Here is a 12,965-nt window from a genome sequence, read left to right on the forward strand (position 1 = left end):
GTCGCGCCTACTTCTTGGTCGTGGTCCCGGCCCAGACGTCGTACGCCCGCCGTTTGCAGGGTTCCCGGGCCTCGGCATAGGAGTCTAAAGTCTTCTCCAGCCCGGTGCAAAGCCTTGCCAGTGCGTCCACGTAGCTCTTGTCGGCTGCGGCTGCCCGCGGAGGCTCCGGCAGGTGGGCGAGCTCCCCCTCGGCCAGCAGTTCCTGCCGTTTCGCAATCGTGGCCAGCATCTCGATCGCCAACCGGGCGTGTTCAGCCTCGTAAGACGCGCCCAGACCCACCTCGGCCATCGCCTCGCGGAACCGGGCCAGCCGTGCCAGCAGCGGCCGCAGGGCCGCGATCGAACCGGGCATGTCCGACGGAGCTCCCGCAACGGCAGAAGCCACGCACTTGCCGTCGAGGTACAGCCGCAACTCGCCGGCCGCCTCGAAAGTGGCTGCAACGTGCGACCATTGGTCGGGGGGCAACTTGGCGTCAAAACCCACGCTGCCCTGACGGGTGATCAGCCGCAGCGAGTTGCCGGGGTGGGTGTCCAGCAGAAAGTTGTCCGACGTGCCCACCGTGGACTTGTCGAGGATTCGTCCACCGCTGCCCGGCAGGGCCTTGGGCGCTACCCAGGCGGCCAGCGTGTAGGCCTGGGTCAACGCCAACCGAGCGTGGTCGGCAACCTCCACCCACCCCCGGCCGGTCAAGTGGATGGCCTGGCCGTGAGGGCTGTCAACGATCTCCACCTCGCCGCTGATTCTCGCGGGCAGGTCGGCCAGCTGAACGTGGTCAAACGCCTTGTCCTTGGCCTGATCCCAACGCCAGGCGCCAACCAGGGCCACATCCGCCGCAAGCCCGCCATCGTCCTTGGCTAAGCGGGCAATCTCATCGGCCGACAAGGCTCGACCGAAGACCAGCGGACGAGCGATGCCGCCCAGGAACCGGCTGGCTCCGTTGCTGTCGGCACCGATCCGCAACGGCAGGGTATTGGGTCGGGATGCGCGGGTTGCCCACTCGCTCGACCAGAACGCTTCGTGAGGAAGCGACACCACCGGCACAGGCTGGCTTCTCGCGGTCTCGGCCACCGGAGCCAGTTCGGCACCGCCCAGCGCGATCTGAATGTGAGCCGTGTCCGGTGTGTGAGCGTAGGGCAACCGGACGGCTCGAGCATCGAAGTCCTTCCACTCTTGCCCGTTGATCCGAACGGCGGTGACCGGTCCACGTCCTCGGGTACTGAGGAACAGCCGCTTGCTGCCGAACCGGATCGGGAATCGCTGTTCGAGTTCGGTGATCCCCGGCGGGATGTGCGGAAGGAGCGTGAGCTTGTCCGCGGCATAGAGGTACTCGAACAGTCCGCGTACCAGCCCGGCGGCCGGCGCGAACGTGTCATAGCACAGGTTGATCAGCTCCCCCGGCTGGTAGACATCGCTGCCGAACTTGACCAGCGGATTGTCCATCCGGAACTTGCGGGCGAAAGTCAGCAGTTGCCGCATCGAGCGACGGGCATCCTCGTACTTGCCCAGGCGGTAGTAGGCCATCATCATCCGGCCTTCACAGGTCGACCAGTGCCCGCCGTTGACCCACGTGCCGTACTCCCACAAACCCGTTGGCTGGTCGTAGATGTCGTCCAGCCCGGGAGCATTGGCGATGATGAACGCGTGCGGACGCAGGTCGGGGATCGACGCGATTCTGTTGTAGATCCGCTCGGCCTGGGCGTCGTCGACCACCCGGAACGCGATGGCATCGTGGTTGGGCGAGGCTTCGAAGTAACCATACTGCTTGGCCCCGTAGACGCCATGCCTGACGCCATCCGGGTCCAGCGACTTGATGAAGTAGCCTTCCTCGGTGGTCAGCAGGGCCAGTCCCTTGCCGGCCAAGTTCCGCTTTTCCTCGTAGAGCGCGGCCTTGTCGGCCCGGCCGGCCAGTTTCTCAACCTCGATGAGCCGGTCCAGAGCAGCGATGTGAGTGATCGACAGGCCGGTCAGGTAGGCCATGTCGTAGGTGCCGTCCGGTCGCTTCCAGCCGGCGTAACTGGGAGCCAACAGGTTGCCCGCCGGCCCGGCCAGGAAGAGGTTGTTCTTCGGATCGCGACGCGTCTCAATGAAGCTGACACACCGCTCCAGCTTGGGCAGGTAGTGGGCGATCGCGGCCTCGTCGCGACTGATCAGCAGCAGTTCCGCCTGCATCAGCACGCCCGCCGCAGTGAACTCCATCGCCCAGTCGTGAAGTTCCACCCGGCAGTCACCTTGCTTGGCCACGAACCAGCCCGGGCTGGCGGCATCACACAGGCAGCCGTCAGGAGGAACGAAATCGAACCGCCCGAACTTGCGCACGGTCTTGCCGTCGCCCATCTGGTCGAACCAGAGATCGTGCGAATGGGTCAGGAATGTCAGCAACGGCTCCCCGTAGAACGGTAAGGCACCGTAGGTCGTGCCGTAGCTGTTCTGAATCCACCACGCGCCCCAGGTCGGCCCCTCGACCAGCCCGTTCCAGGCCGGCGTGTACAGCATGGGGAGGTTCTGAAACTCGGCGTCGGGCTCGAACATCCGCCGGGCAATGTCCAGAAGCTGAAGATACTCGACGTCACCGGCTCCGCGGTAGAACCTGCCATCGAACCGGTCGGCAGCCCGGGTGGCAGAAACCCCATAAAGTGTTGAAAAACATATGAAACTAGCTAAAACTTCTATATGGCAGCGGGTCATGGCAGCCTCCTCGGGTACTCGGCTGGCGATTTGATGCACGCGACTGTCTTCTCGGGGGCCGGGCTGCTCGGGCACAGTTTCGATCCGGCAACTCCGGCAAGATGGACCCTGGACCGCTCGTCTCTCTCCAGTCCCGTTCTCGAACGGCTCAGACCGGTCGAACGGCCGGATCATCCGGACGAGATCCTCTGCCCGTCCCGGCCCTCCCTCGCAGGGCGGTCCTATCGCCCAATCACCGTCCCGATCTTCTCGCCCTGGACGATCCGCTTCATGTTGCCGGCCTTGTGTAGGTTGAACACCACGATCCGCGTGCCGTTTCGCTGGCACATGTCGACCGCACTGAGATCCATGACCGCGAGGCGACCGTTGATGACCTGGTCATAAGTGAGCTCGGAACAGAACCGCGCGGCGGGGTCCTTCTTCGGATCGGCGGTGTAGACGCCGTCCACCTGCGTGGCCTTGAAGACGGCTTCAGCATTGATCTCGGCGGCGGCGAGGGCCGCGGCCGTATCGGTGGTCACGAACGGCCGGCCGGTGCCGCCGGCCAGCACCGCCACCCGGCCCTTCTCCAGGTGCCGGATGCATCGCCGACGGATGAACGGCTCGCAGACCGAGTGCACCGGGACGGCCGACAAGACCCGGGCCTGGATCCCGAGATGCTCCAGCGCCTCCTGAAGGGCCAGGGCGTTGATCACCGTGGCCAGCATGCCCATGTGATGCGCGGTCGCCTCCGCAATGTGGCATGTCCTGGAGAAGGTGCCACCGCGCAGAATGTTCCCCCCTCCGACGACAATCGCAATCTGCAAACCGAGGGCGTGAACACCACCAACCTCCTCCACCACGTGCTGCAAGGCCTGTGGCCCGATTCCGAAGCCTTCGGGACCGGCCAGCCCCTCTCCGCTGATCTTGAGTACCGCTCGCCGATAGGCGCACTGCCCCTGTGCCATCATCGCTTCCTCCCGTGGCCCTGGATCATCCTGCCAACAAGCGGCGGGCGTATTACGCGCCGCCGACCGAAATGCGGGCGAAGGTCTTGGCGGTCAGACCGGCAGCTTTGAGCACCTGGCCCACCGTCTTCTTGTCGTCCTTGACAAAAGCCTGCTCGGTCAGAACGTGGTCGCCAAACCAGCGGTTCATCTTGCCGACCAGGATCTTGTCGAGCATGTTCTCAGGCTTACCCGAGGCTCGCACCTGCTCGCGGGCGATCTCCTCCTCCTTGGCAACCACATCCTTGGGAATTTCCTGGCGATTGGTCGCCATCGGACTCATGGCGGCAATGTGCATACACACGTCGTTGAGCAACGCGTCGTCGCCGCCTTCACCCTCCACCACCAGCAAAACGCCCAGCTTGCCGTCATGGTGCACGTAGGCCGCGACCCGCCCGGTGTGCCGAACGACTCGGGCAACCTTCATGTTCTCGCGAATGCGGTTGAGCAGATCGTGGAGCATGTCCTGGATCGTCGGCCCACCATCCACATGCTTCTGGGTGAGCAGGGCGTCAACATCCGTGCAGCCCGTGAGGGCCACGTGCTTGGCAACCTTGGCGGCCAACTCCTTGAAGTCGGGATTGTTGGCTACCGGTGCGGTCTCGCAACGCATCACGGCCAGAGCGGCAACCCCCTTGGCCTTGTCAATGAACACGCCGACACGGCCTTCGCCGGTCTCACGGCCGGCCTTCTTCTCGGCGGCAGCGGCCCCGCTCTTGCGGAGCAGTTCGTAGGCAGCTTCCGCGTCACCGTGGGTCTGAGCCAGAGCCTTCTTGCAGTCCATCATCGGAAGCCCGCTACGCTCGCGAAGCTGCCTCACCATTTCCGCAGTAATCTCAGCCATTGTCTGTCGTTGCTCCTGCTTGGGTCTTCAGGTGTTAGGTCTCAAACAACCCGTCAATGCCGATTCCGCAGGGTCCGGCGTCAGGCGGACGCCATGGCCGATTCGCTGGGATCAGAGTCATCCTTGGCAGGACCTTCACCGGGAACCGGCTCGCTGCCGGCCCGGGCCGTGGCTCGGCTCGAACGACGGCCAGGACGCTCTTCCTGATCTTTCTCCTTGACCGGCCGAGCCTTCATCCCGGCGAGGATGGAGTCCCCCAACTGGTTCAGGATCAGCTCAATCGCCCGCATCGCGTCATCGTTGCCCGGAATCGGAATGTCCACCGTGTCGGGATCCGAGTCGGTGTCAATCACCGCAACGACCGGGATGTGAAGCTTGCGGGCCTCGCGGGCCGCGTTGTGCTCACGCTTGACGTCAATCAGTACCAGGGCGCCGGGCAGCTTGGTCATCTTGCGGATGCCCTCCAGATTGCGCTGGATCTTGCGGCGCTCACGGGTGAGCATCGAGATCATCTTCTTGCTGTACTTGTCGGCCATGCCCGCGGCCTCGATGGCCTCGAGTTCCTCGAGGCGGGCAAGCCGTGAACGGATCGTGCGGAAGTTGGTCAGCGTACCCCCCAGCCAGCGCTCGATGACGTAGTGCATCCCGGTCTTCTGGGCAACACCCTGAATCGCGGGGCGAGCCTGACGCTTGGTGCCGACGAAAAGCACGTCTTGCCCATTGGCGGCCACGTTGCCCAGAAACTTGCTGGCCCGCAGGACACCCTTGACCGTCTCACGAATGTCAATGATGTGAATCTGGTTGCGCTTGCCGAAAATGTATGGCCGCATCTTGGGGTTCCAGCGGCTGGTACGATGTCCAAAGTGGACCCCTGAACTGACGAGACTCTGAACGAATTCCGAAGCCAAACGACACCTCCAGGTGCGGGCCCTTCAAAACCGCAGGCGGGCGACCCGAGTCCCAACCGCGTGCGCGGCCGATCCGCGCTTCACACGCCCCCACACCCACACCACGCGCATGGGCTCACCTTCCGCCGGACGCCGAAAGGCCGTCGCGGCTTCAGGCGATACAGGATCGCGCATCATAAGGGATGGCGATCGTCAATGCCAGTCGGGCACAACAGCCCGCCCCCCCCGATCGGTTTGCCCCGCCCGCCACCTCGCGATACAGTCTTGCCCGCTCGTGGACCGTTTCGTCCGGCCCACAGTTGGGAGGCCGCCGCCCATGACCCTGACGACCTCAGACACCCGTCAGCCGGCCCGCGTCTTCATCTCGGCCGCCGAACCCAGCGCCGATCGCCATGCCGCATCTCTCGTCTCCAGAATCCTGCAACTATCCCCCGATACGAAGGTTACGGGAGTCGCAGGCCCCCTCACCCAGGCCGCCGGCTGCACCGCAATCGAGGACTGGACCGCCCAGGCAACCATGCTGGTCGGAGCCGTCCGACTCGCCGGCCGGGCCTTCAAGCTTATCGGACGGGTGGGCAGACTCATGGCCGAGCAGCCCGCCAATCTCGCCATTCTGGTCGATTCCCCCGCCTTGCACCTGCCCATGGCCAAACGAATCCAGGCCACCGGCTGCCCCGTCCTCTACTACATCGCCCCCCAACTCTGGGCCTGGGCCCCCTGGCGGATCCGCCGGGTCCGCCGGCGGGTAAACCGGTTGGCGGCCATCCTGCCCTTCGAGGAGAACTACTTCCGCAGCCGAGGCGTGGACGCGACCTTCGTGGGACATCCCCTGATCGAGCAACTCGCCCAGGTGAGACCCGATGCGGCCACCGTGGCCGAGTACCGGAAAAGTGGCCGTCCCATCGTCGCCTGCCTGCCGGGCTCCCGCGCCCACGTGGTCCAGGAGGTCCTCCCCGGACAGATCGAGATCGCCCTCACCATCGCCGCCCAATACCCCGAGTCGGTCTTCCTCTTCGCAGCAGCCAACCCGACGGCGGCTCAACGGATCCAAGCGAGCCTCTCGGCCTCCCGCCTGAACAACCGGGTGGAGACGGACCACAACGCGGAAATCCTCTCCGCCGCCGACTTCGCCCTGTGCGCCTCCGGCACCGCCACGCTCGAAGTCGCCTGGCATCGCGTCCCTATGGTCGTCATGTACAACGGCTCAAAATGGGGGTACCGGCTGGCGGGGCGATGGCTGATCCAGACGCCGCATTTGTGCCTGGTTAATATCCTCGCCGACCGCCGAATCGTGCCCGAGTTCATGCCCTACTACACGTCCACCAAGCCCATCGCCGCCGAAGCGCTCGACATCCTCGGCAGGCCCGCCCGCGCGGCGACCATGAGCCAGGATCTCGACGCGGTGATCCGCTCCCTGGGCACAACCAGTGCCGCCGAGCAGACCGCCCGGATCGCACTGGAGATGATCGCAGCAACACGACGCCAATGACGGCTGCGCGTTTCGCTACCCCCTGCCCGAGCCGCGGCCATCAGGAGCAAGGCGGAACCCGGATCGAGCACTCGTGCCCCGGACATCATCCCGAAGCCGGGGGCCCCGTTGAACAAGCCCCTCTGCCGGCGTAGACTGCCCGCACGGATCCACCGCTGCGATCAAAACCAGGAGGTACCGGCCATGAGAACCACCCCAACCTGGATGCTCGTTTGTTGTGCTGGACTGACCACCGCTATACGAAGTCCCGGCTCCGACTTCTCCAGCCTCTCCAAGCTGGATCACGGCAAGGTCCGGGCCGAGAACGGGCTCTGGATCGAAACCCCGCTGGAGCGACAGTTCAAGTCCGGCAAGGAAGTCGTCGTGGCCGACGTCAAAGGACCCGGCGTCATCACCATGATCCACTTCGCTCTGCCGAACTGGTCGGTCGGCAAACCCAAGGAATACACCCTCGGCCGCGAACTGCTCATCAAGATGTGGTGGGACGGCGAGGCGGAGCCGAGCGTCAACTGCCCGTTCGTGGACTTCTTCTGTGATCCGGCCGGCTTCCGCCAACAAGTCAACACCGCCCTGGTCAACAAGCGCCGCGGCTGGAACGCCTACTTCCCGATGCCATTCCGCCAGTCCGCCAGGATCACCCTGGTCTACGAGGGACCGCAAGAGGCAGGCGAGACGCTCTGGGCGATGATGCCCTGCTACTCGTACGTCATGTGGCGGTCACTCGACTCCGTGCCGGCCGACCAAGGCTACTTCCATGCCCACTGGCGGCAGCGCGGCCTGCTGATCGGCAAGGAGCAGTACGTCGCACTCGAGGCCAAGGGCAGAGGCAAGTTCGTCGGCTGGAACGTCACCATGCGGCGGCCGGGGTCCCCCGCCTATCCGGTGGACATGAACGAGAAGTTCCGTGTGGACGGCGAGAAGGAGGCCTCAGTCGAATTCCAGGGGATCGAAGACTCGTTCGGCTTCAGCTGGGGCTTCCCGGAGAACGAAAACGTGTTTCCGCTGGCCGGCTACTGGCCGTTCAAACAGGGCGCGATGGCCTACCGGTTCTTCATCCACGACAGCATCTCCTTCGAGAAATCACTCGACGTGGCCATCGGGTTCGGCGAAAAAGAGGATCCCATGTTCCACCGCGAGTTCAGCAAACCCGGCAGCACAATGCAGTTCTCCAGCACGGTCTACTGGTACCAGGCCGAGCCCCACGCCGCATTCCCGCCCATGCCCGCCGCGGCAGAACGCGAACCCGCACCAGAAGACCCCTTCTGGCCCGACAAAGAGCAACTCCCCAGCGAACAATCACTGCGCGACCGCCATGTGAAGCTGCACGTGATGTGCGGGCGCCCCAAGAAAGAGGTTTTCTTCGCCGAGCCCGGATTCGGCATGACCCCCCATACAGGCTACACCTTCGCCGGCTGGCCGCTGCCCGTCTATCACACGCGGGCGGACAACACCGAGCTCAAGATCGACCTCACCGTCCCGAAAGGCGCGGCCGGAACGCTGCGGCTGTATATCCTGGATCCGGACACCTTCGAGGGCGGCCGCCGCCAGCAGGTCTTCATCGGCGACCAGGATCTGGGCACGTTCGAGCGATTCCAGGAGGGCAAGTGGATCGAGACCGGAGTGACCTCGCCGCAAACGGAGGACGGCAGACTGGCGATCCGCATCAAGAACCTGAGCGCCCGCTCCAACGCAGTGCTGTCGGTCATCGAGTGGATCGGGGCGCGGTAAAAGCCATCCCACCCGGCGAATGCCGTGGAACTCGCATCAGGTTCGTCTGCTCAGGTCCATCGGGTCCGGGAGAAAAGCACGGGCCCCGCGCATCAGCCCTTGGCGAGCAGGTTCTTGGCCGATTCGATCAGCCGATCCATGCGGAACGGCTTGTTGATGTAGCCATCCGCGCCGAGGCTCTCGGCCCACTGCTGATGACGCTTGCCGGTATTGGCCGTGATCATGATGACGTAGGGCTTGCTGCCGCGAGGCTTCTTGCCCTTGAGTTTCTCGAGAACAAGAAAACCACTGCGCTGGGGGAGCATCGCATCCAGAATGATCAGGTCAATGCCGGCATCCTGAGCCTTCGTGGTGGCGGTGTTACCGTCAGTCGCCGTAGTAATCGTGGCCCCGATGTCCTTGAACGCGGCCTCGATCGCAACCAGAATGTCCGGGTCGTCATCGACGATGAGTATGTTCTTCCCGTCAAAAGGTTCAGCCATGACGATCTCTCTCCTGGGGTGCGCAGTCTACAGGGGATCAAACCTCACGAATCCCGTAGTGTAACTGCATTCGGCGACCAAAGCAACGGCATGACCCGCCCTATTCTCAGACCAGCCCCACGCGCCTGCGAACCGTCCATTCGACGACGAGCAGCGACACGAGGGCCAAGTACCAAATCCAGGGATGATCCCCCACCAGACGGATGCGCTCACTCTGTCGGAACTCCGCCTGACCGGCAGACGCCCGAATACGATCCAGAAGCCGGGGAAGATCCGCCAGGGGCACGTACTGCCCGCCGACCACCTCCGTCCGAGCGGCCATGCGCCTCAGGGTCTCGAGATCGGCCAGCGGCTCCGCGAGTTCCTGATCCACCAAGGCCACCACAAATGCAGCCTGAACCTTGTCCACGAGCTGCTCACCCGCGCGGGCGACGACTTCAACGTGGTATTCGCCAACGCGGTCTGGCGTCAGCCTGGCCTCGAAACCACCCTTTGCCCGCACAAACTGCACCGGAAGCACCGTACCGCCGGGCACCTTCAGCGATCCAGTCACTCGAATTCCGGCCGGTTCCTGCCCTGTATCGGGATCGATGACTCCTGCTCGCAGCTGGACCGAGTCTACCCCCGGCCGAAGACGCGCCAGGTCGTATCTCGGACGATCGGTGCTCGCCCAAACGTTCGGCCGACGGTCGGCCAGCCATAGCACCAACTGCCTCCAGAATCGCTGCTGCAGCTCGCGGCCCCGCGGGTCGGAAAACGACCACTGCCAGGTTGAATCGAAGGCTAATACGCCCACTCGCCCTCTGCCGGACTGCTGGACCACCATCAGCGGACTGTCATCCATGCTCCTGAGCAGCACCTCGGCCGAGGGAGCCGGACGGGCAAGCCGGGCACATCCCGCGAACGGCGGCAGCCGCACCCACGCCGCCCCGCTCGTGGCAACGTCCGGATCCAGCCGGCAGACCGGATGGACGCGCCCGGCATCCGTCAGCTCGAAAGGCACCGGCCCGGGCAGCTCGCCAACGGCCGATCCGCCAACCGGAAGCACCTCCGCCAGCGGGCCGTCAGCCAACCCTCCCCCCATCGTTCGTACACACCCAACAAGCACCAGCCCGCATTGGCCCCCCACCACGGCATCACGAAGCTCGGCCTGGATGGCCGGCGTCAGAAATCCCGACTCAATGTCCCCGATCAGCACCACACGATGACGACCCAACTCGGACCCAAGACCGCCACCCTCGCCGCGGTTGGCCTTGCGAACCAGTTGGTCGACATCCAGGCGGGTCACCCGCAACTCCCGGGCCGCGGCCAGAGCCCGCACGATCGCCGCCCGCTCATAGCGCGGGCGATCCACATACAAAACGGATATCGAATCCTGACTCACGCGGACAAACTGGGAGAGCTCCGCCGGCTCCGTGACCCCGGCCGCCGTCTTGGCTTCCACCGTCACCCGGTGCAGCCCCCCGTCGCTCATCGCCGGCGAGAACTCGATCCGCACCGACTCGCGAGGCAGGGTCGGCTCCACCCTCTTCGATGCGACTCGAACGTCGTCGATCAGCAGGGAAACCTCGACCTGCTGGCTCGCCAGCCCTGTGGCCAGAAACTCGGCCGCGACCGGCAGCCGGTTGTCGATGGCAATCTGCGACGGAGCGTCCAGTCGCCGTCCCTGCAGCCCCCGAACCTGTCCCACGGGCTGATCGCTGCCCACCCCCACTGCGTACAAGGGAATCCCCAGAGCCGCCAGATCAATGCCCACCTCCTCGGGCCGAGAGAGTACCGAAGCATTGTCCCTCCCGTCGGAAATGGCGATGACCCCCGCCACCTTCCGGCGGGTCTGTTCCAGGGCACCAGCCACCTGCCGAACCGCTTCCGCCAATGCGGTCGAACCCCCTTCGCCATCCAGATCCGCCGCCCCGCCAGACTTCGCTTCACGATCGAAGACGAACCACCGAATGTCCACGGACTCGCCGAGCCGATCCAGCGAAGCACCCGCTCGATCCACGCTCGCCTTCACGGCTTCCAGGCGGGTCATGAACGATGACCGGCTTGCGTCGCCGACAGGAACGGCGTCACGAACAGTCATCGAGCGGGAGTTGTCCAGGGCGAATCCAATGGCTGCGCGCTCGCGAACCACATGGGTCCACTGCAACACCGGCCCGATCACGACCATCAGAACCACGAACACAACCAGCACCCTGACTCCCGGCAGTAACCAGCGCCAAGGAAACGACAGCGATCGGTTCGTCCGTTGATAACTCCGCCACAGCCACAGAACCGACAGGATCCCCGTGACCAGGCAGGCGTATACCGGCATCGAGGAATCGAACGCAGGCCTGAAAACCATCACCGCCAGAACCACGACCAGGACCACGACCGATAAAACCAGCCATCGGGTCCGGCGACCGGTAGGACGACTGCCCTGGATAACGTACCGACCGAGCTCCAGCAATAACAGGCCAGCTGCGGCCGCCCACAACCAGCCCGCCAGGTCCGGAGTGTCAACTTCAAACGTGACGAAACCCATGGCTCCTGAATCATGATACTCCCGATAACCGCCGCGAGCGATCAGCGCCACGACCCCCTCCATTCACGACCCCCGCCACCCATCTGCCAAAGCACCTCCCCGGGTATGCCGAAATAGAGAGTATCCAGACCGTGTTTCTGGATGTGATTCATAACCCAGTGGCTCCGCCCTGCGTCCCAGAACCATGTCCATGAATCTGACCCGAGTCCTGATCGTCGATGACAGCGCGGTGGTCAGGAAGATCCTGGCCACCACTCTGGGAAGCGATCCGCGAATCGAGGTGGTCGGGGCTGCAACCGACGGCCGAGACGCCTTGGTGAAAATCCACTCGCTACGCCCCGATGTGGTCACGCTGGACGTGGAGATGCCCAGACTCAACGGCCTGGGCGTCCTGGAACGCGTGCCCAGCCGGGCACCCGTGGCATTCGTCATGGTTTCTTCGTTGACCCAGTCCGGCGCCCGGATCACCATGGAAGCCCTGCACAAGGGAGCGTTTGATTTCGTCACCAAGCCGCGCCCGGGTCGCATGACCGGATCCGCCGATTTCCGCACCCGCCTCTGCGAACGCGTGCTGGCAGCGGCCCGCAACAAGTACCGGCGACGTGTGATCTCCTCCAGGACAATCCCGACCAACGCCCCGTCGCTGCCACCCAGCCAGGTCCGAGGCTGGGTCGTCGCGATCGGTATCAGTTGCGGCGGCCCGCAGACACTCATGGAAATGCTCCCCGCGTTCCCCAGCGACTTCCCCCCCATCTTGCTGACGCAGCACATGCCTGCCGCGTTCACCTCCTCCTTCGCCAGGTACCTCAACGCCGCCTCTTCCATGACCGTTGTGCAGGCCACGCACCTCGCTCGTATTGAAAGCGGACACGTCTACGTCGCCCCCGGAAACCGACATCTCCGCATCAACCGCCGCAACGCCTCCCTGGTCATCGAACTCGACGACGGCCCCAAAGTCAGCGGGCACCGCCCTTCCGCTGACACCCTCTTCGATTCCGTGGCCCGCACCTGCGGCCCCTTCGCGATCGGCATCATCATGACCGGAATGGGCGCCGACGGCGCCCAAGGCCTTCGCCAGATGAGGCAGAATGGAGCCTGGACCATCGCCCAGGATGAACAAACCAGCCTCGTCTATGGCATGCCCAAAGAAGCCGTCAGGATCGGGGCGGCCGACGGCGTCGTTCCGCTTCCCAAGATCCCCCTGACGGTTGCCCGACTGATGTCACGCGGACCCAAGAAAGCCACAACCAGCCCTCAAACCCAGTCTCTCCAACTGTCGATAACTTGATCTGAAGGCCCACCCCGGTCTACAGTAGGG

Annotated in this window: 9 protein-coding genes; 3 read left to right on the forward strand and 6 right to left on the reverse strand. The window is 64.4% G+C overall.

Translation table 11 applies throughout. From position 1 onward, the window contains the following. Positions 1-7: 7 nt before the first annotated feature. From KA354_10690 to rpsB, 4 genes are all read right to left on the reverse strand, one after another. A complete protein-coding gene (locus KA354_10690) occupies positions 8-2,686 on the reverse strand; it encodes a hypothetical protein (GenBank protein MBP7935102.1) in 2,679 nt (892 codons plus the stop codon). 221 nt (positions 2,687-2,907) lie between these two features. After that, positions 2,908-3,636 carry a UMP kinase gene (locus tag KA354_10695; protein ID MBP7935103.1) on the reverse strand — a complete coding sequence of 243 codons (729 nt, stop codon included), beginning with the start codon at positions 3,634-3,636 and terminating at the stop codon, positions 2,908-2,910. A gap of 49 nt (positions 3,637-3,685) precedes the next feature. Further along, positions 3,686-4,516 (reverse strand): translation elongation factor Ts, encoded by an 831-nt coding sequence (gene tsf, locus KA354_10700; protein ID MBP7935104.1) that lies wholly within the window; start codon positions 4,514-4,516, stop codon positions 3,686-3,688. Between the two features lie 80 nt (positions 4,517-4,596). After that, the gene (gene rpsB, locus KA354_10705) at positions 4,597-5,424 is read right to left on the reverse strand and encodes a 30S ribosomal protein S2 (GenBank protein MBP7935105.1); all 828 of its coding nucleotides are present in this window, start codon (positions 5,422-5,424) and stop codon (positions 4,597-4,599) included. Positions 5,425-5,740: 316 nt separating this feature from the next. On the opposite strand from rpsB, the gene lpxB reads away from it, so the two are divergent. Next, positions 5,741-6,913, forward strand: a complete 1,173-nt coding sequence (gene lpxB / locus KA354_10710) for a lipid-A-disaccharide synthase (protein ID MBP7935106.1) — start codon at positions 5,741-5,743, stop codon at positions 6,911-6,913. Between the two features lie 183 nt (positions 6,914-7,096). Continuing rightward, on the forward strand, positions 7,097-8,641 hold the full coding sequence (locus tag KA354_10715; protein MBP7935107.1) for a DUF2961 domain-containing protein: 1,545 nt from the start codon (positions 7,097-7,099) through the stop codon (positions 8,639-8,641). 92 nt (positions 8,642-8,733) lie between these two features. Here KA354_10715 and KA354_10720 read toward each other — a convergent pair whose 3' ends face one another. Together KA354_10720 and KA354_10725 are read right to left on the reverse strand one after the other, a co-directional pair. Further along, entirely contained in the window at positions 8,734-9,123 is a 390-nt protein-coding gene (locus KA354_10720) for a response regulator (GenBank protein ID MBP7935108.1), read from the reverse strand. A gap of 106 nt (positions 9,124-9,229) precedes the next feature. Then, the gene (locus tag KA354_10725) at positions 9,230-11,698 is read right to left on the reverse strand and encodes a hypothetical protein (protein MBP7935109.1); all 2,469 of its coding nucleotides are present in this window, start codon (positions 11,696-11,698) and stop codon (positions 9,230-9,232) included. Positions 11,699-11,837: 139 nt separating this feature from the next. On the opposite strand from KA354_10725, the gene KA354_10730 reads away from it, so the two are divergent. Then, positions 11,838-12,935, forward strand: a complete 1,098-nt coding sequence (locus KA354_10730) for a chemotaxis response regulator protein-glutamate methylesterase (protein MBP7935110.1) — start codon at positions 11,838-11,840, stop codon at positions 12,933-12,935. Positions 12,936-12,965: the final 30 nt, after the last annotated feature.

The sequence above is a fragment of the Phycisphaerae bacterium genome (assembly GCA_018003015.1).
Classification (GTDB): Bacteria; Planctomycetota; Phycisphaerae; order UBA1845; family PWPN01; genus JAGNEZ01.